The organism is Mycobacterium sp. MFM001, assembly GCF_003402475.1.
Taxonomy (GTDB): Bacteria; Actinomycetota; Actinomycetes; order Mycobacteriales; family Mycobacteriaceae; genus Mycobacterium.
The window spans coordinates 147,887-173,412 of sequence record NZ_BFAB01000007.1 but is presented as its reverse complement, the minus strand read 5'-3'; the positions used below and the strand labels follow the sequence as shown (position 1 = coordinate 173,412).

General features: G+C 67.5%; 23 protein-coding genes and 1 pseudogene. 8 read left to right on the top strand and 16 right to left on the bottom strand.

The features are described 5' to 3' along the window. Positions 1 to 28: 28 nt before the first annotated feature. Genes gltX through MFM001_RS14250 form a run of 3 tightly spaced genes read right to left on the bottom strand, consistent with a single transcriptional unit; the run spans position 29 to position 2,902 of the window. On the bottom strand, positions 29 to 1,477 hold the full coding sequence (gene gltX, locus MFM001_RS14260) for a glutamate--tRNA ligase (RefSeq protein ID WP_192886945.1): 1,449 nt from the start codon (positions 1,475 to 1,477) through the stop codon (positions 29 to 31). Beyond that, on the bottom strand, positions 1,474 to 2,268 hold the full coding sequence (locus MFM001_RS14255) for a fumarylacetoacetate hydrolase family protein (RefSeq protein ID WP_116375919.1): 795 nt from the start codon (positions 2,266 to 2,268) through the stop codon (positions 1,474 to 1,476). The genes gltX and MFM001_RS14255 overlap by 4 nt, the downstream gene beginning before the upstream one ends. Before the next feature lie 10 nt (positions 2,269 to 2,278). Next, positions 2,279 to 2,902 (bottom strand): TetR/AcrR family transcriptional regulator, encoded by a 624-nt coding sequence (locus MFM001_RS14250; protein WP_116375918.1) that lies wholly within the window; start codon positions 2,900 to 2,902, stop codon positions 2,279 to 2,281. 65 nt (positions 2,903 to 2,967) lie between these two features. Between MFM001_RS14250 and MFM001_RS14245 the strand changes: the two genes are divergently transcribed. From MFM001_RS14245 to MFM001_RS14235, 3 genes and pseudogenes are all read left to right on the top strand, one after another. Next, a complete protein-coding gene (locus tag MFM001_RS14245; RefSeq protein WP_116376100.1) occupies positions 2,968 to 4,194 on the top strand; it encodes an oxygenase MpaB family protein in 1,227 nt (408 codons plus the stop codon). Between the two features lie 18 nt (positions 4,195 to 4,212). Next, on the top strand, positions 4,213 to 5,400 hold the full coding sequence (locus MFM001_RS14240) for an MFS transporter (protein WP_116375917.1): 1,188 nt from the start codon (positions 4,213 to 4,215) through the stop codon (positions 5,398 to 5,400). Between the two features lie 36 nt (positions 5,401 to 5,436). After that, positions 5,437 to 6,504, top strand: a pseudogene (locus tag MFM001_RS14235) (MFS transporter); the annotation flags it as partial. A 133-nt stretch (positions 6,505 to 6,637) separates the two neighbouring features. Here the strand turns inward: MFM001_RS14235 and MFM001_RS14230 are convergent. The 3 genes from MFM001_RS14230 to MFM001_RS14220 all read right to left on the bottom strand — a co-directional run bounded on the left by MFM001_RS14230 (position 6,638) and on the right by MFM001_RS14220 (position 10,418). After that, entirely contained in the window at positions 6,638 to 7,648 is a 1,011-nt protein-coding gene (locus MFM001_RS14230; protein WP_116375916.1) for a 3-isopropylmalate dehydrogenase, read from the bottom strand. Further along, the gene (gene serA, locus MFM001_RS14225; RefSeq protein WP_116375915.1) at positions 7,645 to 9,231 is read right to left on the bottom strand and encodes a phosphoglycerate dehydrogenase; all 1,587 of its coding nucleotides are present in this window, start codon (positions 9,229 to 9,231) and stop codon (positions 7,645 to 7,647) included. Before serA ends, MFM001_RS14230 begins: the two co-directional genes overlap by 4 nt. Before the next feature lie 62 nt (positions 9,232 to 9,293). Further along, positions 9,294 to 10,418, bottom strand: a complete 1,125-nt coding sequence (locus MFM001_RS14220) for an FAD-dependent monooxygenase (RefSeq protein ID WP_116375914.1) — start codon at positions 10,416 to 10,418, stop codon at positions 9,294 to 9,296. A gap of 70 nt (positions 10,419 to 10,488) precedes the next feature. Between MFM001_RS14220 and MFM001_RS14215 the strand changes: the two genes are divergently transcribed. From MFM001_RS14215 to MFM001_RS14205, 3 genes are read left to right on the top strand one after another with little or no spacing between them, the layout of a single operon-like run. Then, the gene (locus tag MFM001_RS14215) at positions 10,489 to 11,097 is read left to right on the top strand and encodes a TetR/AcrR family transcriptional regulator (protein WP_192886944.1); all 609 of its coding nucleotides are present in this window, start codon (positions 10,489 to 10,491) and stop codon (positions 11,095 to 11,097) included. 50 nt (positions 11,098 to 11,147) lie between these two features. Further along, positions 11,148 to 12,578: an NAD(P)/FAD-dependent oxidoreductase gene (locus tag MFM001_RS14210; RefSeq protein WP_116375913.1), complete on the top strand. Its 1,431-nt coding sequence runs from the start codon at positions 11,148 to 11,150 to the stop codon at positions 12,576 to 12,578. Between the two features lie 57 nt (positions 12,579 to 12,635). Continuing rightward, positions 12,636 to 12,959 carry a hypothetical protein gene (locus tag MFM001_RS14205; RefSeq protein WP_116375912.1) on the top strand — a complete coding sequence of 108 codons (324 nt, stop codon included), beginning with the start codon at positions 12,636 to 12,638 and terminating at the stop codon, positions 12,957 to 12,959. Positions 12,960 to 13,039: 80 nt separating this feature from the next. Here MFM001_RS14205 and ilvC read toward each other — a convergent pair whose 3' ends face one another. From ilvC to MFM001_RS14190, 3 genes are all read right to left on the bottom strand, one after another. Next, positions 13,040 to 14,041 carry a ketol-acid reductoisomerase gene (gene ilvC, locus MFM001_RS14200; RefSeq protein WP_116376098.1) on the bottom strand — a complete coding sequence of 334 codons (1,002 nt, stop codon included), beginning with the start codon at positions 14,039 to 14,041 and terminating at the stop codon, positions 13,040 to 13,042. 111 nt (positions 14,042 to 14,152) lie between these two features. Beyond that, entirely contained in the window at positions 14,153 to 14,662 is a 510-nt protein-coding gene (gene ilvN / locus MFM001_RS14195; RefSeq protein WP_116375911.1) for an acetolactate synthase small subunit, read from the bottom strand. Next, positions 14,662 to 16,506 carry an acetolactate synthase large subunit gene (locus MFM001_RS14190; RefSeq protein ID WP_371685540.1) on the bottom strand — a complete coding sequence of 615 codons (1,845 nt, stop codon included), beginning with the start codon at positions 16,504 to 16,506 and terminating at the stop codon, positions 14,662 to 14,664. Before MFM001_RS14190 ends, ilvN begins: the two co-directional genes overlap by 1 nt. A gap of 324 nt (positions 16,507 to 16,830) precedes the next feature. Between MFM001_RS14190 and MFM001_RS14185 the strand changes: the two genes are divergently transcribed. Next, positions 16,831 to 17,169 carry a PH domain-containing protein gene (locus MFM001_RS14185; protein WP_116375909.1) on the top strand — a complete coding sequence of 113 codons (339 nt, stop codon included), beginning with the start codon at positions 16,831 to 16,833 and terminating at the stop codon, positions 17,167 to 17,169. Here the strand turns inward: MFM001_RS14185 and MFM001_RS14180 are convergent. After that, positions 17,166 to 18,008 (bottom strand): DoxX family protein, encoded by an 843-nt coding sequence (locus MFM001_RS14180; protein ID WP_116375908.1) that lies wholly within the window; start codon positions 18,006 to 18,008, stop codon positions 17,166 to 17,168. The two genes, MFM001_RS14185 and MFM001_RS14180, sit on opposite strands and share 4 nt — an antisense overlap. 80 nt (positions 18,009 to 18,088) lie before the next feature. Continuing rightward, a complete protein-coding gene (locus MFM001_RS24860) occupies positions 18,089 to 18,934 on the bottom strand; it encodes a DoxX family protein (RefSeq protein ID WP_238159176.1) in 846 nt (281 codons plus the stop codon). 127 nt (positions 18,935 to 19,061) lie between these two features. On the opposite strand from MFM001_RS24860, the gene MFM001_RS14170 reads away from it, so the two are divergent. Next, positions 19,062 to 20,183 (top strand): PQQ-dependent sugar dehydrogenase, encoded by a 1,122-nt coding sequence (locus MFM001_RS14170; RefSeq protein ID WP_116375907.1) that lies wholly within the window; start codon positions 19,062 to 19,064, stop codon positions 20,181 to 20,183. An 86-nt stretch (positions 20,184 to 20,269) separates the two neighbouring features. On the opposite strand, the gene MFM001_RS14165 is transcribed toward MFM001_RS14170, so the two are convergent. The 5 genes from MFM001_RS14165 to MFM001_RS14145 form a co-directional block, all read right to left on the bottom strand. Beyond that, positions 20,270 to 20,758 carry a flavin reductase family protein gene (locus MFM001_RS14165; RefSeq protein ID WP_116375906.1) on the bottom strand — a complete coding sequence of 163 codons (489 nt, stop codon included), beginning with the start codon at positions 20,756 to 20,758 and terminating at the stop codon, positions 20,270 to 20,272. Between the two features lie 9 nt (positions 20,759 to 20,767). Next, positions 20,768 to 22,276: an Asp-tRNA(Asn)/Glu-tRNA(Gln) amidotransferase subunit GatB gene (gene gatB / locus MFM001_RS14160; RefSeq protein ID WP_116375905.1), complete on the bottom strand. Its 1,509-nt coding sequence runs from the start codon at positions 22,274 to 22,276 to the stop codon at positions 20,768 to 20,770. A 64-nt stretch (positions 22,277 to 22,340) separates the two neighbouring features. After that, positions 22,341 to 23,045 (bottom strand): PAS and ANTAR domain-containing protein, encoded by a 705-nt coding sequence (locus MFM001_RS14155; RefSeq protein WP_116375904.1) that lies wholly within the window; start codon positions 23,043 to 23,045, stop codon positions 22,341 to 22,343. Between the two features lie 289 nt (positions 23,046 to 23,334). Next, a complete protein-coding gene (locus MFM001_RS14150; protein ID WP_238159175.1) occupies positions 23,335 to 24,339 on the bottom strand; it encodes a MinD/ParA family protein in 1,005 nt (334 codons plus the stop codon). A 98-nt stretch (positions 24,340 to 24,437) separates the two neighbouring features. After that, positions 24,438 to 25,469, bottom strand: a complete 1,032-nt coding sequence (locus MFM001_RS14145; RefSeq protein ID WP_116376095.1) for an ATP-dependent 6-phosphofructokinase — start codon at positions 25,467 to 25,469, stop codon at positions 24,438 to 24,440. Positions 25,470 to 25,526 lie beyond the last annotated feature (57 nt).

Sequence of the window (25,526 nt, the reverse complement as noted above, 5' to 3'; positions counted from 1 at the left end):
GACGTGCAGACTACCAAAGAATCCGGGCTCAGTGCTCACGCGCTGCCCGCAGCCGGCGCAGACTGCGGTCGCGCCCAAGCAGCTCCAGCGATTCGAACAGCGGCGGGCTGATCGACGCGCCGGTGGCAGCAACGCGGATCGGTCCGAAAGCCTTCCGCGGCTTGAGGCCGAGGCCCTCCAGCAGCGCGGCCTTGAGCGCGCTCTCGATCTCCGCCGCCGTCCACTCCGTCACGCCGTCGAGCGCCGTCGTAGCCGCGTCGAGCACGGGGCCGGCATCGGGGCCGAGCTCCTTGCCCGCGGCCTTCGGGTCGATCGCGTACTCGTCGTCGTTGAGGAACTTCAGCAGATCCCAGGCGTCGCCGAGCACCACAATGCGGGTCTGCACAAGGCCCGCCGCCACCGCGAATGCCGCCTCGTCGAGCCCGGTGTCGTAGCCGTGCACGTCGAAGTACGTCCGCAGTCTGGCGGTGAAATCGTCGGGGTCGAGCAGCCGGATGTGCTCAGCGTTGATCGCGTCGGCCTTCTTCTGGTCGAACCGGGCCGGGTTGGCGTTGACGTCGGCCACGTCGAAGGCGGCCACCATCTCCTCGATGCTGAACACGTCGCGGTCCCCCGCAATCGACCAGCCAAGCAGCGCCAGATAATTCAGCAGCCCTTCGGGAATGAAGCCGCGGTCGCGGTGAGCGAACAGATTCGACTGCGGGTCGCGCTTGGAGAGCTTGCGGGTGCCTTCACCCAATACCGTTGGCAAGTGGGCGAATTCGGGGACACGCTCGGCGACACCGATGCGGATCAACGCCTGATACAGCGCAATTTGCCGCGGCGTCGACGGCAGCAGGTCTTCACCGCGCAGCACGTGGGTGATTTTCATCAGCGCGTCGTCGACGGGATTGACCAAGGTGTACAACGGATCCCCCGTTGCCCGGGTCAACGCGAAATCGGGCACGGTGCCCGCCGCAAAGGTGGTCGTCCCGCGCACCAGATCGTCCCAGCCGAGGTCCTCGTCGGGCATTCGTAACCGCACCACGGGTTTACGGCCCTCGGCCAGAAATGCCGCGCGCTGTTCCTCGGTCAGATCGCGGTCGAAGTTGTCGTAGCCCAACTTGGGGCTGCGGCCGGCCGCCAGATGGCGCGCCTCGACCTCTTCGGCCGTCGAAAAGGCCTGGTATGCCTCGCCAGCCGCCAGCAGTCGATCCACCACGTCGCGGTAGATGTCGCCGCGCTGCGACTGCCGATACGGGCCGTAGGGGCCGCCCACCTCGGGGCCCTCGTCCCAGTCGAGTCCGAGCCAGCGCAGCGCGTCCAGCAACGCCAGATAGCTTTCCTCGGTGTCCCGTTGGGGATCGGTGTCTTCCACCCGGAATACGAACGTGCCGCCGGTGTGCCGCGCGTAGGCCCAGTTGAACAACGCGGTGCGAATCAGCCCGACGTGAGGGACGCCGGTGGGCGACGGGCAGAATCGTACCCGAACGTTCACGATTTTCCTTTGCGCACAACAGGATTGGTCAATGTGCCGATTCCGTCGACGGTGATGGTGACGGTGTCGCCGTCCTCGATCGGCCCGACGCCTTCGGGTGTGCCGGTGAGGATGAGATCACCTGGCAGCAGGGTCATCACGGCCGAGATCCATTCCACGATGGCGCCGATGTCGTGGATCATCATCGACGTGCGGCTGCGTTGTTTGACCTGTCCGTTGACCTCGGTGCACAGTTCGAGATCGGACGGGTCGACGTCGGTGACGATCCACGGGCCAACCGGGCAGAAGGTGTCGTGGCCTTTCGCACGTGTCCACTGGCCGTCGGACTGTTGTTGGTCGCGGGCGGTGACGTCGTTGGCGATGGTGTAGCCCAGGATGCTGTCGGCCGCCCGGTCGGCGGTGACATCCTTGCAGGGCCGGCTGACGACTGCGGCCAGCTCTCCTTCGAAATGCACCGGTGATGCGTTGGCGGGCAACCGAATCGGAACGTTCGGCCCAACGATCGCGGTGTTGGGCTTCAGGAAGATCACCGGGTCTGCGGCGCCCTTTCCGGAGCCGCCCATCTCGGCGACGTGCGCGGCGTAGTTCTTGCCGACGCAGATCACCTTGCTGGCCAGCATCGGGGCCAGCAGCCGCACATCGGCCAGCGGCCAGGAACGGCCGGTGAACGTCGGTGTGCCGAATGGATGTTCGGCGATTTCACGGGCAGTCATCCCGGTCGGGTCCTGCGGTTCGCCTTCGATGCTGACGAAGGCGACACCGTCCGGGCTGGCGATTCGGCCAAGGCGCATTCGTGAGAGCTTAAAGCGTCTCGCCCCGGCGTTTGCCGGTGACCATCGCCACCAAGAAGTCCTCCAGGTGCTCGCGGCTGATGTCGAGTTCGTCGCGCAGCCAGAGCGTGACCAGATCGAACCCGCCGGCGACAAGCGTGAACGCGGCCAGATCGATGTCGGGGTCCAGCGATTCCTGCCCCTCGAGCAGTGCACGCCCCTGGTCGGCCATCACCTTGGCCAGCATCTTCACCAGCTCCAGGCGGCGCGCTCGCAATCCCTCGGTGGTCTGCGACTCGATCAGCAGCCGCCCGCGCCGCGGATCGTCGGCCAGAAAATCCAGACCGCTGCCGATGGCAGCGCGGGCACGAAGCACCGGATCGGGCGCGGCCGCCTCGATCGCGGGAAGCAGCGCGCTGAATGCCCGGCTGATCTGGTCGTCGAGCATGGCCAGCACCAGCTCGTCGACGTTGCGGTAGCTCTCGTAGAAGTAGCGGTCGTTGAGCCGCGCCCGGGCGCAGACGCCGCGCACGGTGAGGCTGCCGACACCACCGGCGGCGACCAGGTCCAGTGCGGTGTCGATCAGCGCGGCCTGCCGCCGGGACCGTCGCTCGGTGTGGGTGGCACCGCCGTAGGTGCGCGCCGTGCCCGCCATGGGCTCGATTGTCTCATCCTTGACCGGTCCAACTATCTGGTGAAGACTGCCACCAGATGGTCCATATGGGAAGGCCCGTAATGACGCCTCGCAACGAGAAACTGCCGAATCCGCCGTTCCTGACCGCGTTCCCGTTCAACGTGTTCATGCGCCTGCTGGCGCCCGGCGACGTGCGGGCCACCGTCGCCCAACGGGAATCGTTCCGTCGCTTCGCCAACGTCGGTGACCCCCTGGCCGACGACGTCGTCGCGATGATGCAGCGGCTGCCGACCGGAGTGGGCCGGCGCATGTTCAACATCGCCGTCGAGCAGGGCATCGAGGCCGTCGATGACCCGCCCGAGGAGTTGGTGGCATTCTTCGCCCAGGTCGACGACCGGCCGTACTGGCTGGACCAGGCCAAGCTCGACCAGGCAGTGCGGGTGACGATGCGGACCGGGCTGGTCGCCATCGGGTTGGCGCTGCCCGGCCTGGCGCTCACCGGCGGCTACCTGGCGTCGAAGGCCGACAAGCCGCTGGTGGGCACCGGCGATCTGCGCCGGATGGCGCCGCGGCGGCTCAACGAGACCGCGACCTGGTTCATCGACGTCACCTCCCCCGGCGGCCTGGACCGCTTCGCGCCGGGATTCACCGGCACACTGCGCGTGCGCCTGATGCATGCGATGGTGCGCGCGGCCATGAGCCGCCGCAACGACTGGGACTTCGACGCGTGGGACCACCCGCTCAACCAGGTGCAGCTGGCCGGCACGCTGATGCTGTTCTCGCTGGCGAACCTGGCCGGATGCCAGGCGATGGGGGTGAAGTTCTCGCCGCGCGAGCGCGACGCGGTCTTCCACCTCTGGCGCTACGTCGGCCTGCTGATGGGCGTGCAGCCGGAGTTGGTCCCGGCGACCGAGGACGACACCTGGCGGCTGTTCTGGCTCGAGGCCGACACGGAGTTCCGGCCCGACGAGGACTCCTACCGGCTGGCCCAGGCGCTGCACGCCGGCCCGCCCGACGAAGACCCGCTGACGTCGCTGGCGCGCGGCTTCCTGTCCTCCTACAGCCGGCTGATGCTGGGCCGGACGAACGCCGACCAGCTTGGCTTGCCGGACAACAAGCCCCTGCAGGCAGCGGTGCTGGCCACCTCGGCGATCAACCGGGTGTTCGAGTTCCGCCGGCTGCTGCCGGGCGCCACGCGCCTGTCCGAAGAATTCGGGCAGTGGTCGCGGCGGCGCTTCGTCGGCCGCGGCCTACGCGAGACCGGCGGTGACCGCAGCTATCGCCGTCACGACGCGCTGGCCGCCGTCGGCTGACATCTGCACCATGGAAGGGTGCCGACAGCAACGATCAGTGCGACGCGGCGCTGGTCACTACTGGGCATTTCACTCGCGGCGACGCTGTGCGCCACCGTCTTCATCAACGGCATCGCCTTCCTGATCCCGGCACTGGACGCCGAACGTGGCATCAGCCTGGCCGAAGCCGGTCTGCTTTCGTCGATGCCGAGCCTCGGCATGGTGCTCACGCTGATCGCCTGGGGCTACCTGCTGGATTTGGTCGGCGAGCGGGTCGTGCTGACGGTAGGCCTGGCCCTCACCGCGGCGGCCGCATTCGGCGCGGCGTCGATGCACTCCATGCTGACCATCGGAGCGTGTCTGTTCGCGGGCGGTATGGCCGCGGCCAGCGCCAACACCGCCAGCGGCCGATTGGTGACCGGCTGGTTCCCCAAGGACCAGCGCGGGCTGGCGATGGGCATTCGCCAGACCGCGCAACCGCTGGGAATTGCGTTGGCGGCCTTGGTCCTTCCCGAGCTCGGCGAACGCGATTTCTCGGTGGCACTGTTGTTTCCGGGATCGGTCTGTGCGGCGGCGGCGGTGGCCAGCGCCATCGGCGTGCTCGATCCGCCGCGGAAGACACGGGCAGCGGCCGGCGCCGACGAACTCGCCAACCCCTACCGGGGCACCGCGGTGCTGTGGCGCCTGCATCTGGCGTCGGCGCTGCTGATGGTGCCTCAGACGGTGGTGTTGACGTTCATGCTGGTGTGGTTGATGCGCGCGCACGGTTGGTCACCTGCGGCGGCCGGTGTGCTGGTCAGCGTTTCGCAACTGCTGGGCGCGCTGGGCCGCGTCGCCGCCGGCCGATGGTCGGACCGGCTCGGTTCGCGGATGCGGCCGATCCGTATGATCGCCGTGGGCGCCGCCATCGTGATGGCGGTGCTGGCGCTGAGCGAACACCTGGGTTCGTCGCTTGCCGTGCCGGTCATGGTCATCGCCTCGGTGATCACGGTGCTCGACAACGGGTTGGCGTTCACTGCAATCCCCGAATTCGCCGGGCCGTTCTGGAGTGGACGCGCGATGGGCGCCCAGAACACCACGCAGCGGCTGACTGCTGGCGCCGGGCCGCCGGTGTTCGGTGAGCTGATCGACGCGAGCGGTTATCCGCTGGCGTTCGCGGTGTGCGCGCTGTTCCCGATCCTGGCGCTGCCGATTGTGCCGGTGCGCGCTCGGCCGCGCGGCACGTAAGTTTTACCGGCGTCTCCGCCACATGCGTGTGGAACGATGTATCGAATGGCGGCGGAGTCGATCGGTACCGGGGCTCGGTGGTCGATGGTGGCGATCTCGCTGGCCGTCACCGCAAGCGCTTTCATCTTCATCAACGGCGTCGCATTTCTGATCCCTGCGCTGGAAGCCGAACGCGGTACGGCGCTGGCCGAGGCCGGTTTGTTGGCGGCGATGCCGAGCTTCGGCATGGTGGTCACGCTGATCGCCTGGGGCGCCCTGCTCGACCGCGTCGGCGAGCGGATCGTGCTCACCGTCGGTTCGGCGCTGACGGCGGCCGCGGCCTACGCCGCGACGACGGTGCACTCGCTGATGGCGATCGGCGCGTTCCTGTTTGTCGGCGGCATGGCAGCAGCCAGCTGCAACACGGCCGGCGGGCGGCTGGTGTCCGGCTGGTTCCCGCCGCATCACCGCGGGCTGGCGATGGGGATCCGCCAGACGGCGCAGCCAGTGGGGATTGCCTTGGGCGCCTTGGTGATTCCGGAGCTGGCCGAGCGTGGCCCCGTGGCCGGCCTGATGTTTCCGGCGTTGATGTGCACGGTGTCGGCGGTGGCCAGCGCGATCGGGGTGATCGACCCGCCACGCAAGCCGCGCGCCGCCGCCACCGACGAGGAGCTGGCCAACCCGTATCGCCGCAGCCCAAAAGTGTTGCGGCGCATCCACATCACGTCGTCGCTGCTGATGATGCCGCAGACGGTGACCGTGACGTTCATGTTGGTCTGGTTGATCAACGACCACAACTGGTCGATCGCGTCGGCCGGCGCGCTGGTCACTATCTCCCAATTGCTCGGCGCCGTCGGGCGCATCCTGGCCGGGCGATGGTCGGACCGGGTGGGTTCGCGAATGCGACCGCTGCGAACGGTCGCGATCGCCGCCGCGCTGAGCATGTTCCTGCTGGGCCTGATCGACCGGGTGGGCTGGCGACTCGAGGTGGTGGTCATGGTCGCCGCGGCGGTGATCGCCGTGCTCGACAACGGGTTGGAGTCCACCGCGATCACCGAGTACGCCGGGCCGTACTGGAGCGGGCGGGCGCTCGGCATCCAAAACACCACTCAGCGACTCACCGCCGCAGCCGGGCCGCCGGTGTTCGGCGCGCTGATCACGGCGGCCGGTTATCCCACCGCATGGCTGGTGTGCGGATTGTTCCCGCTCGCCGCAATCCCGTTCGTCCCGACCCGCGTGCTTCCGCCCGGGCTGGAGACTAGAGCTCGAACGCGATCCGTTCGCCGACTTCGGCGGTGGAGAGTCGTGCGTTCCCGCGCGTTGCGAGATGAGCCGCCACCGCCCGGTCCACCCGAGCCGCCGCGGCGTCCTCGCCGACGTGGGACAGCAGCAGCGCCACCGACATGATCGCCGCGGTCGGGTCGGCGATCCCCTGACCGGCGATGTCCGGCGCGCTGCCGTGCACCGGCTCGAACATCGACGGGTTGGTCCGGGTGGCGTCGATATTTCCGCTGGCGGCCAACCCAATTCCGCCGCACACCGCGGCAGCCAGGTCGGTGATGATGTCGCCGAACAGGTTGTCGGTGACGATCACGTCGAAGCGGCCGGGGTCGGTGACCAGGTGGATGGTCGCGGCGTCGACGTGCTGGTAGGAAACCTCGACCTCGGGGTACTTCTCGCCGATCTCCTGCACGGTCCGGGACCACAACGTCCCGGCGAACGTGAGCACGTTGGTCTTGTGCACCAGGGTCAGCCTGCGTCGTCGTTGCTGGGCGCGCTCGAAAGCGTCTTGGACGACGCGGCGCACCCCGAACGCGGTGTTGACGGAAACCTCGGTGGCCACCTCGTGGGCAGTGCCGACCCGGATCGCGCCGCCGGTGCCGGTGTAGGGCCCTTCGGTGCCCTCGCGGACCACCACGAAGTCGATCTCCGGGTTGCCGGCCAGCGGGCTGCTCACCCCGGGATACAGCCGGGCGGGCCGCAGGTTGATGTGGTGGTCCAGCGCGAAGCGCAGCCGCAGCAGCAGACCTCGTTCGAGCACCCCGCTGGGCACCGACGGGTCGCCGATGGCGCCGAGCAGGATCGCGTCGTGTGCCCGCAGTTCGTCGATCACCGTGTCGGGCAGCACTTCTCCGGTGGCGTGAAAGCGCCGCGCACCCAGGTCGTAGTCGGTCTTATCCACGCCGGGCAACACCGCGTCGAGCACCTTGACGGCCTCGGCCACCACCTCCGGGCCGATCCCGTCGCCCGGGATAACCGCGAGTTTCACGAAAGATCAACCACTTCAAGCTTGTTGGCGTCGACAGCCACCGCGATCGCCGAGCGCACATCCGCCGGGACGTCGCGGTCCACGCGCAGCAAGATCGTCGCGCCCGGACCCTCGGTGTCCTCGGACAGCTGTGCGGCGTGGATGTTCACGCCGGCCGCGCCGAGCAGAGTGCCGATCTTGCCCAGCGCGCCGGGCTGGTCGATGTAGTTGATCACCAGGTTCGTGCCCTGGGCCCGCAGATCGAAGTTGCGCCCGTTGATTTGGACGATCTTCTCCACCTGCTGCGGCCCCGTCAGTGTGCCGGCCACGTTGACGACCGAGCCGTCGGAGGCCACCGCACGCACGTCGACGACGCTGCGGTGGTTTGGGCTTTCGGTGGCGGTGCTGATGTCGGCGGCAACGCCGCGTTCTTCGGCGATCGCCGGAGCGTTGACAAACGTCACCGGATCTTCGATGACCGCCGAGAACAATCCGCGCAGCGCCGAAAGTCGAAGTACCTCAACGTCTTCGGCGGCCAGCTCACCGCGCACCTGCACCGACAGCGATGCCGGCAGCTCGTCGGACAGTGCGCCGGCGAGCAGCCCGAGCTTGCGCACCAGATCCAGCCAGGGCGCCACCTCCTCGCTGACGACGCCGGCACCGACGTTGACGGCGTCGGGCACGAATTCGCCGGCCAGCGCGAGCTTTACGCTGGCCGCCACATCGGTGCCCGCGCGGTCCTGGGCCTCGGCGGTCGAGGCTCCGAGGTGCGGGGTGACGATTACTTGCGGCAATTCGAACAGCGGGCTGTCGGTGCACGGCTCGCTGGCGAACACGTCGATGCCGGCGGCACGCACATGCCCGCTGGAGACGGCTTCGGCCAGCGCCGACTCGTCGACCAGCCCGCCGCGCGCGGCGTTGACGATGATGACGCCGGGCTTGGTTTTGGCCAGCGCCTCCTTGTCGATCAATCCGGCAGTCTCGGGCGTCTTGGGCAGATGCACGGAGATGAAGTCAGCGCGGGCCAGCAACTCGTCGAGCGTCAGCAGCTCGATGCCCAGCTGCGCGGCGCGCGCTGGCGACACGTATGGGTCGTAGGCCACCAGGTGGGCGCCGAAGGCGGCCAGCCGCTGGGCGACCAGTTGGCCGATGCGGCCGAGCCCGACGACGCCGACGGTCTTGCCGAAGATCTCGGTGCCGGAAAACGACGAGCGCTTCCACTCGTGGGAGCGCAGCGACGCGTCGGCCGCGGTGATCTGGCGGGCCGCGGCCAGCAGCAGCGCGATCGCGTGCTCGGCGGCGCTGTGGATGTTCGATGTCGGCGCGTTGACCACGAGCACGCCGCGTGAGGTGGCGGCGTCGACGTCCACGTTGTCCAGTCCCACGCCGGCGCGCGCGACGATCTTCAGCTTGGGCGCGGCCGCCAGCACCTCGGCGTCGACGTTGGTGGCCGAGCGCACCAGCAGCGCGTCGGCGTCGGGCACCGCGGCCAGCAGCTTCTGCCGGTCCGGGCCGTCGACCCAGCGCACTTCCACCTGATCCCCGAGGGCGGCGACGGTTGATTCGGCAAGTTTGTCAGCGATCAAAACAACAGGCAGGCTCACGCGGCAAGCGTAGTGGGCATCGATTGGCGTGGCCCAGCCGGGCGCGGCGGGCCGCCGAGCGATTACCTGTTGCCGGTGTGAGCGCCGATGGCGGCCTGGAACTCTCGGTTACGCGCATCGATCTGCTCTTGGGTCGCCGGCACCAAACGGTCGCCTCCGGGCGCCGCCATCGCCTGGACCCTGGTCGCGTCGAGCCGCCGGTCGCGGTCGTATTGCGCAAATGCCTGGGCGACGTCGCCGGGGTGGTCGCGCAGCGCCTGGGCCAATGACCAGGCGCCGGTCAAGGCCAGACTGGTGCCACGGCCGGTCAGGTTGGAGGTGCAGTGGGCGGCGTCGCCGACGAGCACGACACGGCCGCGGTGCCAGACCGGCATTCGAATCTGGCTGACCGAATCGAAGTACAGTTCCGGGTCTGCGACCGCGGCCGTTATCAGTTCAGGGATTCGCCACTCGCGATGGCCGGCGAACGCATCGACCAGGATCTGCTTTTGAGCCGCCAGGTCGTGGTAGTCGTAGTCGATCCACGGGGATCGAAACGTGAAGACCGCCAAGGCTTTGTCGTTGTAGGTGGCGATACCGGTCAGATGACCGGGATAGTTGTACATCGGGTTGGTGCGTCCGCTCGGCGTGTAGTCGGGCAGTTCGGCCAGGGCGATGTAGAAACCCAGGTAATGCAGAAACTCCTGTTCGGGACCGAACACCAAGCGGCGAACGGCCGAGTGCATCCCGTCCGCCCCGACCACCAGGTCGTAGCGGTCCCGCTCGCCCGAGGCGAACCGAACGTCGACGCCACGGTCATCGCCACCGAGTTCGGCGACGGATTCCCCGAACCGCAGCTCCGTCGACGGCGTGAGGTGGTTGTAGAGGATGGTGGTGAGGTCTTCGCGGGGGATCTCGAGATCGTCCGCGGAGTCGTTGATCTGGTCCCACGGCGGTTCCGCAACCACGGTGCCGTTGCGGTCGACGAACTGGACGCGTTCGCTCATATCGATCCGCAGCTCGCGGATCTGTCCGAGCACACCCATCTTGTCGGCAATGTCGACCGCGTCACCGCGAATATCGATCGGGGATCCGTTGACGCGCAAGTGGTTGGCGCGTTCGACCAGAGTGACGTCGTGGCCGGCGGCCCCGAGGTTGATCGCGGTGCTCAGGCCGGCGATACCGGCACCGGAGATGAGAATGCGCATCGGATTCGACCCTTCTGTCGGTAAGATACGTGTTGTATCTAAAACATAGGTCGCACCGTTAGGAAACGCAATGTCTCTTAGTTCGACCGGTGTGTCGCAGAGGCGCCGCGGGCGCGCGCTGGAGGAAGCCCTGCTGGAGGCGGCATGGGCGGAGTTGACGGAGCATGGCTACGACGACTTCACGATCGACTCGGTGGCCGCGCGGGCGGGCACAAGTCGCGCGGTTCTCTACCGGCGCTGGCCCGGCAAGCAGGAACTGGTGTTCGCCGCGCTGCTCTACGAGGTGGGCAAGGATCCAGTGATCGCCCCCGACACGGGCAGCCTGCGGGGCGACGTGATCGCGTTGCTGCAGCAAGCCAACAAAGTCAGGGTCGGTTTGGCGACGCAGCTGTTCACCCAGCTGGGCGGCTTCTACCGGCAGACCGGCGCCAGCCTGGCCGATCTCAGCGCGTTTGTGCACGGTGGCCGTAACCCAGCCCTCGACGCGGTGATCCAGAGGGCCATCGACCGCGGTGAGATCCAACCCGACCAGCTCACCGACCGCATCGCTCGGCTGCCGGCGGACCTGTTCCGCTACGAAATCTTGATGACCTTGCGCCCGCTATCCGATGAAGCCATCGAGGAGATCGTCGACACGATTTTTCTTCCGCTGCTGCGCCGGCGCGACGCCGGACGGTAGCGGGATACGTCCTGTCCTGACCTGACCGCGGCGGTCCCTACCATCGCAGGATGGACGTCACCGTCGTCGGCAGCGGACCCAACGGGCTGACCGCCGCCGTCATCTGTGCCCGTGCTGGGTTGTCGGTGCAGGTCGTCGAGGCGCAACCGACGTTCGGCGGCGGTTCACGCACCATCGCCGACCCCGAGTTTCCCGGGGTGTCGCACGACATCTGCTCAGCCGTGCATCCGCTGGCGCTGGCCTCGCCGTTCCTCCGGCAATTCGACTTGCCCGCCCGCGGGGTGAAATTGGCGGTGCCGGAGCTGGCCTACGCGAACCCGCTGCCGAACCGTCCGGCGGCGATCGCCTATCACGACCTGGATCGGACCTGCGACGGCTTGGAACATGGTGCTTCGTGGCGACGGCTGCTGGGCCCGCTTGTCGAAAACTCCGATGCCGTGGTGGGGTTGCTGCTCGGCGACAAACGTTCGGTGCCCACCGCTGTGCTGCCGGCTGTGCATCTTGGGTTACGGATGCTCACACAGGCCACCCCGGCCTGGCGGACACTGTCTGGCGAGGACGCCCGTGCGCTGTTCAGTGGCGTTGCCGCACATACGATTTCGCGGATGCCGTCGCTGGTGTCTGCGGCCGCGGGGCTGATGCTCGCGACACTGGCGCACTCGGTCGGGTGGCCTATCCCCGTGGGCGGGAGCCAGGCGATCGCCGATGCGTTGATCGCCGATCTTCGCTCACACGGCGGCCAGCTGACCGCCGGCGTCGAAATCACCGAACCACCAGGCGGTGTCGTGCTCTACGACACCGCGCCCACCGCGCTGTTGCAGATTTACGGGGACGCACTTCCGTCGCGTTATGCAAAGGCCTTGCGCCGCTATCGGTTCGGACCAGGCGTGGCCAAAGTCGATTTCGTGCTCAGCGAAGACATTCCGTGGTCCGACGCGCGGCTGGCACAGGTGCCGACCTTCCATCTCGGCGGCACCCGCGCACAGATGGCCCGGGCCGAAGCGGAGGTGGCCGCCGGCCGGCACGCCGAGTGGCCGATGGTGCTGGCCGCCACGCCGTATGTCTGCGACCCGGGCCGAATCGATGCCGATGGCCGTCGACCGTTGTGGACCTACGCACACGTGCCGTCGGGCTCGACCGTCGACCAAACCGAAGCTGTCACAGCGATATTCGAGCGGTTTGCACCCGGCTTCCGCGACGTCGTGGTGGCCGCCCGCGCCGTGCCCGCCGCCCGGTTGGCCGACCACAATGCGAACTATGTGGGCGGTGACATCGGGGTCGGCGGAAACTCCGCCGTACGAGCCATTCTCGGTCCGACACCGCGGCTCAACCCGTGGACGACGCCGATTCCCAAGGCGTACCTGTGTTCGGCTGCGACCCCGCCTGGCGGCGGGGTGCACGGTATGGCCGGCTACTACGCCGTGCGGACGGTGCTGCGCCGCGAGTTCGGGATTCGCGAGCTGCCGAAACTCTCGCCCTGAATTGCCGTCGTTACCAGCACTTCCCGGCACTTAACATTGAGCTGTCAGGGGGTTGTCATGTCGGAACGTAGGTTCGCCGGTGTCGCACGACTGGTCGGATCGGTGCCGAACACTGTGGATAGGCGGTTCGCGGTCGGCGACATGCAGCTCTACCACCTGGACCCGCCGATGTGCGGCTACCGGGTGGTCGCCGCATCGCAGACTGGATGGTGGGCGCGCTCGCATCATCCGCCCGACCCGCCCGATGATCCGGTCTCGACGACGTTCTACGGAGTGACCGGCGAGGGCCTAGGCATCGATCCGCACCAGAAGCTGCCGGCCAGCGCGGACGGCAGATCCCCCGCCCGCGCATTGGCCGACGCCGGATACGTGGTCTGGTGAGCGTGATGCCCGCCGAGCGTGCGTAAAACCGCCGCGCGATACGGCGTGTCGCGCGGGGACACGAACGCTCGGCGCAAACGTCAGGCGGTCTCGGTGATGGGACGGTCGACCCAGCTCATCAGGTCGCGCAGCTTCTTGCCGGTCACCTCGATCGGGTGCTCGGCGTTCTCCTTGCGCAGCCGGGTGAGTTCCTTGCCGCCGGCCTCGACGTCGGCGACCAGCTTCTTGACGAACGTGCCGTCCTGAATGTCGCGCAGAATTGCGCGCATCCGCTCCTTGGTGTCGGCGTCGATGACCCGCGGGCCCGACAGGTAGCCGCCGAACTCCGCGGTGTCGGACACCGAATAGTTCATCCGCGCGATGCCGCCCTCGTACATCAGGTCGACGATCAGCTTGAGCTCGTGCAGCACCTCGAAGTAGGCCATCTCCGGCGCATAGCCCGCCTCGACCATCACGTCGAAACCGGCCTTGACCAATTCCTCAGTGCCGCCGCACAATACGGCCTGCTCACCGAACAGGTCGGTCTCGGTCTCCTCTTTGAACGTGGTCTTGATGACGCCGGCACGAGTGCCGCCGATGCCCTTGGCGTAGGACAGCGCCAGCGCCTCGCCTTCGCCGTTGGGGTCCTGGTCGATCGCGATCAGACACGGCACACCCTTGCCGTCCACGAACTGGCGACGCACCAAGTGCCCCGGGCCTTTTGGCGCGACCATCCCCACAGTGATCTCCGGCGCGGGCTTGATCAGGTCGAAATGGATGTTGAGCCCGTGACCGAAGAACAGCGCATTGCCCGGCTGCAGGTTGGGCTCGATCTCGTTTTTGAAGATGTCCGCCTGCGCGGTGTCCGGTGCCAGCAGCATGATCACGTCGGCCCACTTGGCGACCTCGGCAGGCGTGTCGACCTCGAGTCCCTGCTCGGCGACCTTCGCCCGCGACTTCGACCCTTCCTTCAGGCCCACCTTCACCTGCACGCCGGAGTCGCGCAGGCTCAGCGAGTGCGCGTGCCCCTGGCTGCCGTATCCGATGACGCCGACCTTGCGGCCCTGGATGATCGACAGGTCCGCGTCGTCGTCGTAGAACATCTCCACTGCCACTGTGACTTCTCCTTATCTGTGGCGACCCGTCCCCCGCAAGCGGGAGGTGCCCCCAGCGCCCTCGCCGCGCTGGCGATCGCCACGCCTTCTTTCGATGAGTTATTTGGCGGTGCCGATGCCACGCGGACCGCGTGACAGCGACACCAATCCGGACTGGACAATCTCACGCACGCCGTAGGGCTCCAGCACCCGCAGCAGCGCCTCGAACTTCGCCGGGGTACCGGTGGCCTCGATGATGAGCGACTCCGGGGAGACGTCGATGACCCTGGCCCGGAACAGGTTTGCCGCTTCGATGATCTGGCCGCGAGTGCTGGCGTCGGCGCGTACTTTGATCAGCGCCAGCTCCCGCGCCACCGAATTGTCGTCGTCCTGCTCGACGATCTTGATGACGTTTATCAGCTTGTTGAGCTGCTTGGTGACCTGTTCGAGCGGCGTGTCCTCCGCCGAGACGACGATCGTCATCCGCGACATGTCTTTCTGCTCCGTGGCACCGACCGCCAGCGACTCGATGTTGAAGCCGCGCCGGGAGAACAGCGCCGCGACCCGCGCGAGCACACCGGGTTTGTCCTCGACCAGAACCGAAAGCGTATGGCTGCTAGCGCTGCTCATCAGGCGTGCCCCTCATTGCCCTCGTCGTCGAAGAGCGGACGAATGCCTCGAGCCGCCTGGATTTCGTCGTTGCTGGTGCCCGCGGCCACCATCGGCCACACCTGCGCGTCGGCGCCCACGATGAAGTCGATGACCACCGGGCGGTCGTTGATCGCGCGGGCCTGCTTGATCACGTCCTCCACGTCTTCGGCACGCTCGCAACGCAATCCGACACAACCCAACGCCTCGGCCAGCTTGACGAAGTCCGGGATGCGATGCGAGTGGGTGGCCAGGTCGGTCTGCGAGTAGCGCTCGGCATAGAACAGCGACTGCCATTGCCGCACCATGCCGAGGTTGCCGTTGTTGATCAGCGCGACCTTGATCGGTGCGCCTTCGATGGCGCAGGTGGCCAGCTCCTGGTTGGTCATCTGGAAACAGCCGTCGCCGTCGATGGCCCACACCTCGGCGTCCGGGCGGGCGATCTTGGCGCCCATCGCCGCCGGGATAGCGAAGCCCATGGTGCCCAGCCCGCCGGAATTGATCCAGGTGCGCGGGTTTTCGTAGGAGACGAACTGCGCGGCCCACATCTGGTGCTGCCCGACCCCGGCGACGTACACCGCGTCGGGCCCGGCGATGCGGCCCAGGGTTTCGATCACATACTCCGGGCTCAGGCTGCCGTCGCTTTGCGGCCCGTAGCTCAGCGGGTAGGTGTCCTTGACGCCGCGCAGGTAGTCCCACCACGCGTCGATCTCGATGCTGGCCTCGTCGTGGCGCAGCGCGGCGATCAGGTCGGTGATGACGGCCTTGACGTCGCCGACGATCGGGACGTCGGCGTGGCGGTTCTTGCCGATCTCGGCCGGGTCGATGTCGGCGTGGATGACCTTGGCCTCCGGCGCGAACGAGTCGAGCTTTCCGGTGACCCGGTCGTCGAAGCGGGTGCCCAGCGCGATCAGCAGGTCGCTGCGCTGCAGGCCGGCCACGGCCGCGACCGTGCCGTGCATCCCCGGCATGCCCAGGTGCTGCGGGTGAGAGTCCGGGAAGGCGCCGCGCGCCATCAGCGTGGTGACCACCGGGATGCCCGTTAGCTCGGCCAGCTCGCGCAGCTCCTCGGTGGCGTCGCCGCGGATGACGCCGCCGCCGACGTAGAGCACCGGCTTGCGGGCCGCCGCGATCAGCTTCGCGGCCTCGCGGACCTGGCGGTTGTGCGGCTTGGTGTTCGGCTTGTAGCCCGGCAGGTCCATCCGCGGCGGCCAGGCAAAGGTGCACTGGCCCTGCAGGATGTCTTTGGGGATGTCGACCAGCACCGCGCCGGGACGCCCGGTGGCCGCGATGTGGAACGCCTCGGCCATCACCCGGGGAATCTCATCGCCGCTGCGGACCAGGAAGTTGTGCTTGGTGATCGGCATGGTGACGCCGGAGATGTCGGCCTCCTGGAAGGCGTCGGTGCCGATCAGCGACCGGCCGACTTGGCCGGTGATGGCCACCACGGGCACCGAGTCCATTTGCGCGTCGGCAATCGGGGTCACCAGGTTGGTGGCCCCGGGGCCCGAGGTCGCCATGCAGACGCCGACTTTGCCGGTGGCGTGGGCGTAGCCGCTGGCGGCGTGCCCGGCGCCCTGCTCGTGGCGGACCAGCACGTGGCGCAGCTTTTGCGAGTCGAACAGCGGGTCGTACACCGGCAGCACGGCGCCGCCGGGGATGCCGAAGATGACCTCGACGTCGAGTTCCTCCAACGACCGGATGACCGACTGTGCGCCGGTAACTTGTTGCGGCGCAACGTGTTTCGATTTAGATGCAGCAGACGCGCCGTTGGCAACCGGCATTGTGGCCGATCGCTCGGTTGGTCGCGTGGTGGGTGCGCTCACTGGGTCCTCTTCGTGGTCTCGTTGACAACAAAAAACCCCCGCCAGCTCAGCTGCTGTACGAGGGTTGCGCGTTGGTGCTCGAAAACTAGTCAGCCACCAACGCGCCGACCGAGTACTACGAGCATTTCGCGGCTGTCCATAACGTTCGACGGTAGCCTCCGCACAGGTCAGCCGTCAAATCCGGTCCGGTAGACCTCCCGACTCGAGATCGCACACAGGGTCGTGATTTACGCAGAAGCACAGCCGTGAACGCGATCTCAACGGCAATGACATGATGCCAGCGTGGCTTCTCACTCAGCGCCGGCGGTGATCAGGGTTTCGCCGATGGCGCATTTCGCGGTGGGCTTCCTAACACTGGGCCTGCTGGTGCCAGTATTGACCTGGCCGCTGACCGCGCCGCTGCTGGTGATCCCAATTGTGTTGTCGGCGCTGATCATTCGGCTACGCACCGTGGCCGACGAAGACGGCGTGACCGTTCGGACGCTGCTCGGCAGTCGGTCGGTGCGCTGGGAGGAGATCGACGGGCTGCGGTTCAGCAAAAGCTCCTGGGGTCGTGCTCGGCTGAAGGCCGGCGGCGAGTTGCGGCTGCCCGCAGTCACCTTTGCCACGCTGCCCTTGCTGGCCGAGGCCAGCGCGGGCCGCGTGCCCAATCCCTACGGCTAGCTCAACGGGTTGGCGCCGTTGAGCATCACCCACACCGCCACGCCGCCGCCGATACCGGCCAGCAGCGCCGCGAACGAACCGATGAACGGCCGGCGCGCCCAGCCGCGACCGGCGTCGAACCCGTACCGGCCAGGTCCGATCAGGATGACGGCGGCGGCCACCAGGATCAGCGTGATCTCGTACTCGTGGCCGTCGGGCAGGAAGTAGGGAAAGGAATGCGAGTCCGACTGGCCCGACACCCCGGCGATCAGGCCGTTGATCAGGTACGCCAGCGCGCCGGCAGCCGCCAACGGGGTGAACAGACCCAGCACCAGCAGCACGCCGGCGATGATCTCACCGCCCGCGGCGACGTAGGTGAGGATGTCGGCGTGCTGGTAGCCGACATCGGATAGCGAGTTCTTGAACGCAGTCAGTCCGTGCCCGCCCCACCAGCCGAACAGTTTCTGCAGTCCGTGCGCGATCAGCACCGCACCCAGCCCGACCCGAAGGATCAGCAGCCCGAGGTCCTGGGTGCCGCGACGGCCGGCCGCACGGACCCGCTCGTCGTCCTCGGCGGTGTCGGTTTCCGGAGGCCCGAACACCGAGTGGCGCCCGGTGTCCGGCGGCTGGACGTACGGCAATGGCTGCGACGCGCCGATCAGGCCATATCCGCTACTGGACACCCGCGAACTGCTGGAGTCGTAGTGCGGGATCGTGGTCGTCTCGAAATCGCCTGCATAGGTGGCTGACGGCAGGTCGTCTTCCGGGTCGACCAGGCTTGCGGTTGCCGGGCGTCCCGGGGTTGGCGCCTCGGATTCCTCCGGCCGCCGCCAAGGTGCGTCATGCGATTGACTGGTCACGCGTGTCAGGGTAAGGGCAGTTCGGCCGAGATTGGGGATTTGAGCGGCGCTTTTACCAGACTGATGCACGCGCCGGAGTTTCACGCCAGCGGATTGGCGCCATTGAGCAACACCCAGATGCCGACGCCGACGCCTATGCCCACCAGCAGCGCCACCGACGATCCGATGAATGGCCGCCGCGCCCAGCCGCGGCCCGCGTCCAATCCGTAGAGTCCCGGGCCGGCCAGCAGGATCGCGATCACCGCGATGATGGCCACGACGTGGTACTCGTTGCCGTCGAGCAGGAACGTGGGGTGTCCGTGCTGGCGCTGCGCAGCGATGTTGGCCAGCAAGCCGTTGATCAGGTAAGCCAGCGCGCCGGCGGCGACCACCGGGGTGAACAAGCCCAGGATCAGCAGCGCACCGGCCGCGATCTGGCCGCCGGCGGCCACCCAGGCCAGGATGTCGGCGTGCTGGAAGCCGAGGCCGGTCAGCGAGGTGGTGAAGCCGTCGTGGCCCTGCCCGCCCCACAAGCCGAACGCGTTCTGCAGGCCGTGGGCGCCGAGCACCGCCCCGAGGCCCGCTCGCAGCACCATCAGGCCCAGATGCTGGGTGCCCCGTTGTTTCGCGATTTTGAGCCGGGGATCGTCGACCAGCCGCGGCTGCACCGACGGCAGCGGGTCCCGATCGGCGGCCGGCTGTGCGACGTCCTCGCTGACGTCGTCCGGCTCGTCGGGCTCGGTCGCGGTGGTCTCCGCCTCGGCGTCCTCGTCGCTGGCCGCTTCGACCTCTTCTTCGGTGTGCTCCTCGGGCTCGAGCAGTTTGTGCGGCGCCGACTCCCGCTGCGGTGGACGCGGCTCCTCCTGCGGCGGAGGGGTTTCCCGCTTGGGCGAGGAGCCGGCCTCCTCCAGGCGCTGCCAGCGGGTGAAGTCAAAGGAACCGGTCACACTGCCAGCCTAAGGGCAAGCAACTTACGGCCGCGACACTTTGCCGGACGCCTTGACCTCCCCGTTATCCGGCCCATGGGCGGGTCGGCATGGCGGGGACCGGCGCGGTGTCCGTAACCTTGCGGACATGCGGTTACGGCGGTCGGTTCGGTGCGGGTTCGTCGCGCTGTGTGCGGGGCTGCTCGTCGTGAGCGGTTGCGCACGGTTCAACGACGCCCAGTCCGAGCCGTTCACCACCGAACCGAATCGACGCCCGCCGCCGACGTCGACGCCTCCCCCGCCGCCACCGCTGCCCGCCAAGCCCTTTCCCAAGGAGTGCCCGGCCCCCGGGGTGATGCAGGGCTGCCTGGAAAGCACCAGCGGGTTGATCATGTTGCCGGACAGCAAGTCGGCGTTGGTCGCCGAGCGCACCACCGGCGCGGTCAAAGAGGTCTCGGTCAGCGCCGAGCCGAAGGTGAAGACGGTGATCCCGGTGGACCCCTCCGGTGACGGCGGGCTGATGGACATCGTGCTGTCCCCGACCTACAAGCAGGACCGGCTGATGTATGCCTACGTCAGCACGCCCAGCGACAACCGGGTGATCCGGATCGCCGACGGCGACATCCCCAAGGACATCCTGACCGGAATCCCGAAGGGCGCCACCGGCAATACCGGCGCGTTGATCTTCACCAGCCCGACCACACTGGTGGTGCTCACCGGCGATGCGGGCAACCCGGCGATGGCGGCCGACCCGGGGTCGTCGGCGGGCAAAGTGCTGCGGATCGAGCAGCCGACCACGCTCAACCAGGCCCCGCCGACCACCGCCCTGTCCGGCATCGGCTCGGGCGGCGGGTTGTGCACCGACCCGGTCGACGGGTCGCTGTACGTGGTGGACCGCGCGCCGACCGCCGACCGGCTGCAGCGCATCACCAAGGACTCCAAGGTGTCGACGGTGTGGACCTGGCCGGACCGGCCCGGCGTGGCCGGCTGCGCCGCCCTCGACGGCACGGTGCTGGTGAACCTGATCAACACCAAGCAGACCGTCGCCGTGCATCTCGCGCCGGCGACGGGCGCGGTCACCGGCGAGCCCGATGTGGTGCGTCAGGACACCCACGCCCACGCGTGGGCGTTGCGGATGTCGCCGGACGGAAACGTCTGGGGCGCAACGGTGAACAAGACCGCCGGTGATGCGGAGAAGCTTGACGACGTGGTGTTCCCGCTGTTCCCGCAGGGCGGCGGATTCCCGCGGGCCAACGAGGACAAGACTTAGCGGCGACGGTCCGCCATTGCCCACTGTGACCCTCACGACGTCCTACCGGCGTGTCGCGTCGCACAATTCACGGTCGGCGGGCCGGATCACGCCCCGTGGCCCGGCTCGAGGTCGGTGACATCGGAGAAGCTGACGAGACCTTCGTCGCGCTCGGGCGCGTAGCTGGCAACCGGTTCCAGCAGGTAACCCACATGATCGCCGACGTCGATACGGTCCAGTGTCTTGCCCACGAACCATGCCGCTGCATCGTCGAGAATCGGCATTGCCTCGGGACCGCTGTGCCATGAGCACTGCGCGAATTTGTCGACCTGGTCGCCGGTTTGGCCCCCGAACAGCCGGGCCAGTCCAATGTCTTTGCGCGCCAACACATGTACCGCCAGATGCGCGGATTGGCTTGCGACGCCGAAGGTGTGGTTGCGTCTGGACATCCCGACCAGAAACCGCGGCGGATTCAAACTGGTCTGGGTGGCGAACCCGACCAGGCAGCCCGACGGGTGACCGTCTGCCTGGGTGGTCACCACGAACATCGTGTAGTCCAGCATGGCAACCAGCCGGTCGAACGATTCGTCGGCCATCTCAGCCGTCTACGCCTGGCCGCAGGCTTTCAGCACCAGCTCGCGCACCCGCGCCGCGTCGGCCTGCCCCTTGGTTGCCTTCATGACCGCGCCGACGACCGCACCGGCCGCCTGGACTTTGCCGCCGCGAATCTTCTCCGCGATGTCGGGGTTGGCGGCCAGCGCCTCGTCGACCGCGGCCTGGATCAGCGAATCGTCGCGCACCACAGCCAAACCCCGCGCGGTCATCACCTGTTCGGGTTCGCCCTCGCCGGCCAGTACACCTTCGACGACTTGGCGGGCCAGCTTGTTGGACAACTTGCCGTCGTCGACCAGCTTGATGACCTCGGCGACCTGCTTAGGGGTGATCGGCAGCGCGTCGAGGTCGACGCCGGACTCGTTGGCCTTCTGCATCAAGAAGCTCCCCCACCAGGCCCGCGCCTTGTCACTGGAGGCGCCGTGCTCGACGGTGGCGATCACCAAATCGACGGCGCCGGCGTTGACCAGGTCGCGCATCACCTCGTCGGAAACGCCCCACTCCTGCTGAATTTGCTTGCGGCGCAACCACGGTAGCTCCGGGATGGTTTGGCGAAGCCGCTCGACGAGCTCGCGGCTGGGTGCGACGGGCTCCAGGTCGGGCTCGGGGAAATAGCGGTAGTCCTCGGCGGTCTCTTTGGTGCGACCCGGGCTGGTGTAGCCGGACTCATGGAAGTGCCGGGTCTCCTGAATGATCCGACCGCCGGAGGCCAAAACCGCGCCCTGCCGCTGCATCTCGTAACGGACGGCGACTTCGACACTTTTCAGCGAGTTGACGTTCTTGGTCTCGGTGCGGATGCCGAATTGCTCAGCCCCGATCGGCATCAATGACACGTTGGCGTCGCAGCGCATCGAACCCTGATCCATCCGAACATCGGAAACACCCAACGCGCGCAACAGATCCCGCAGTGCCGTCACGTAAGCCCGGGCGATCTGCGGGGCCCGTTCGCCGGCTCCGACAATAGGCTTGGTGACGATTTCGATCAGCGGCACGCCGGCGCGGTTATAGTCGATCAGCGACGTGGTGGCGCCGTGGATGCGGCCGGTCTCGCTGCCGATGTGGGTCAGCTTGCCGGTGTCCTCCTCCATGTGCGCGCGTTCGATGTCGACGCGCCAGGTGGTGCCGTCCTCGAGCGGCACGTCGAGGTGGCCGTTGATGGCGATCGGCTCGTCGTATTGCGAGATCTGGTAGTTCTTAGGCATGTCCGGATAGAAGTAGTTCTTCCGGGCAAAGCGACACCACGGCACGATCTCGCAATTCAGCGCCAGCCCGATCCGGATAGCGGACTCCACCGCGGCCTGGTTCAGCACCGGCAGCGACCCGGGCAGACCCAGGCACACCGGGCACACCTGCGTGTTGGGTTCGGCGCCGAACGTGGTGGCGCAGCTGCAGAACATCTTGGTGGCGGTGGACAGCTCGACGTGTACCTCGAGGCCGAGCACAGGCTCGTAGCGTGCGACGACGTCGTCGTAGTCGAGCAGCTCAGCCGCAGCAACAGTCATGGACTAAATCCTAGTGAGGACCGCGAGCGCGGCGGAGCCGGGCGCGGCGGGTCCTCACCAAAGCTCAGGAGGACATCGTTCGCGCCGGCTCGTCAGGCAAGCGGGCGGCCCGTTCGTGCGCCGTGAGCAGCAGATGGTCGAACATCGATCGCGACGGGATGCCATCTCGACTGGCAGCGCAGAAGTCCGCGGCGACCTGCTGCGCAAGCAGCCGTAGCTTGATGTTGCTTTCCTGCGATCGCCACTTGAGCAGACCGAAGGCGGCGTCGGCGTCGATGCCGTAGACCAGCATCAGCATCCCCTTGGCCTGTTCGATGATCGACCGCTGGCCGGTGATCTCGGCGACCTTCGCTGTGATGAAGTCTTCGCCCGTGCGGTCGGAGGTCGGGGTGATGTCCACGTAGTAGCCGTGGGTGCCGATGACCGCACCGCGCTCCCCGATCAGCTGATCACCGACCACCACGACGTGGTGCACGGTGCCACCCGTGTCGAGGATGCGATGGCGCGTGCTGAACGGCAGACGGGTGTGCAGGATGTTGTCGATGGTGGCGGCCACCTGCCGGCGATCGTCGGGGTGCTTGTGGGAGAGCACCAACTCGGTCGTCGGCGTCACCGTGCCCGGCTCGTAGCCGTGCATGCGCTGCACCTGCTCGGACCATTCCCAGCGCTGGTCGTCGAAATAGAACCGGAACGAGCCCACCCGCTGCGACGCACCGGCGGCCAACGCCTGCTCGGCATCGGCTGTCTGACCGTCTAGTTCGTCGGCCATGCAGCACCGCTCTCTGCATCGTCTCGCGCCGGCCGGGACGAGCCGAACACCCCGGGATAGCGGGTGACCAGCCGTTGGTGCGGCCGGGCAGCCACGCGCCCAGGCTGACCTTCGGCACGTGCCGGCGCGCGCTGCGCGTTACGGGCCCGGTGGGCCTTCTGCCGGCACGCGGGTGAGCAATATCGCGCGTCGGCGCGGGCATAAAAGCTGGTGCCGCAAACGCTGCACGTCAACGTCGTCGCAACCATGATTCGTTACGTTACAGCTATCCGTAACGCAACGGGGTGGCTTAGCGGCGGCGCTGTGAGGGGAACATGTCGGCCAGCGCCGCAGCCATTTCCAGGTAGCGGCGCCTGCTCTCCTGGCTCAACCGCGACGGGACGATCTCTTTCTCGTCCTGCACGTGCCGGTCGAACGGCAACGTCACCACGCGTGTGGGCGAGAATCGCTGCGACAACTCCCGAAGTTCCTTGCCGACCCAGGCTCGCGGCTTTCGTTGCTCGCTGTGGTTGATCGCGAGCATGGCCGACTCGGCCAGTTTCTGATATCCGTTGCGGCCCAACCAGTCCAGCATGGTACTGGTCTTTCGGATCGCGTCGATGGACGTGTTGGTCACCAGCACGAGCGCTGCAGATTCCAGCAGAACCGCTTCGGTCACATTGGATTTGAGTGTCTTGCCGCAGTCCATCAACAGCACCGGGTAGCGTTTGCGAAGCATCGAGAATGCTTTGACGACGTCGTCGCGCTTGATCTGCCAATCACTGTGCGCATAGTCTCGATGCCCGAAAACCTCTAAGCCAGAACCATTTCGGTGACCGAGGCGGTCGGCCAGGTCGCCCGTGTCGACGTCGAGCGCGATCACCCGGTCGTCGCGCACCTCGGCAAAGGTCGAGCCGAGCGCCTCGACGACGGCCGTTTTGCCGACACCGCTCTTGGCGCTCACCACCGCGATCGGAAAGGCGCCGCCGACCGGCACGCGGATCCGCTCGTGCAGGCTGCGTTCGTGGGCCCGCGGTTTGCCCTGTCCGGGTTCGCTTCGAGTCAGGTTGGAGAGCAGATTGCGCCAGCCCGGTTTGGCCGGGACCGGGACGACTTCCACACTGTCGAGCACGGCCTGCTCCGGCTCAGCCTCGACCGGCGCGTCCATGTTGGTCAGCGGAACCGTCGCGCGGATGTCCGCCGGCGACGGCGGCGAGTACGGGCGTAAATCGTCGCGTCGCCGCGCTGACGGCCGCCGTCCCGCCAGCGGCTCCGTCTGCGCAAACATGCCGCGATCAGGGCCGCGGTTATTCATATTCCCGACGGTAGCACCGGTCTGCGGTGTCGGAAAACCTTGGCAGTGGCCGGAATTCGGTGAAAGGTTAGTGGCCCACGGGTGAACGCGGGGTGGACTCAGCCGAAAAAGGCCGCGGCGTCGTCGTAGCGGCTCTGCGGTACCAGCTTGAGCTGGCGGACCGCGTCGGCCAGCGGCACCCGGCCGATGTCCTGGCCGCGCAGCGACACCATCTGGCCGTATTCGCCGGCGTGTGCGGCGTCGGCCGCGTTCACCCCGAACCGGGTGGCCAGCACCCGGTCGTAGGCCGTAGGAGTGCCGCCTCGCTGCACGTGGCCCAGCACCGTCACCCGCACGTCCTTGTTGATCCGCTTTTCCACCTCGGCCGCCAACTGGGTCGCAACGCCGGTGAAGCGCTCGTGCCCGAATTCGTCCATGCCGCCTTCACGCAGCATCATCGAGCCAGGAATCGGCTTGGCGCCCTCGGCCACCACGCAGACGAAATGGGAGTCGCCACGCTGGAAGCGCCTCTTGACCAACCGGCACACCTCTTCGACGTCGAAGGGCTGTTCGGGGATCAGCGTCATGTGGGCGCCGGAGGCCAGCCCGGCGTTCAGCGCGATCCAGCCCGCGTGCCGGCCCATCACCTCCACCAGCATCACCCGCTGGTGTGATTCGGCGGTGCTGTGCAGCCGGTCGATCGCATCGGTGGCTACCGTCAGCGCCGTGTCGTGGCCGAAAGTCACGTCAGTGCAATCGATGTCGTTGTCGATGGTCTTCGGTACGCCGACGACGGGAACGTTCTCCTCGGAAAGCCAGTGCGCAGCGGTCAGCGTGCCCTCGCCGCCGATCGGGATCAGCACGTCGATGCCGTTGTCGTCCAGGGTCTGCATGATCTGCGGCAGTCCGGCGCGCAGCTTGTCGGGATGCACCCGGGCGGTGCCGAGCATCGTGCCGCCCTTGGACAGCAGCCGGTCGTTGCGGTCGTCGTTGTGCAACTGGATTCGCCTGTTTTCCAGTAGGCCGCGCCAGCCGTCCTGGAAACCGACCACCGACGAGCCATACCGGGCGTCGCAGGTGCGCACCACCGCCCGGATGACCGCGTTGAGCCCTGGACAGTCGCCGCCTCCGGTGAGAACCCCGATCCGCATGGTCCCCATCTTGCCCGGCCGCCGCCATCGTCGTGGCGAGCAGACGCAGAATCGCAC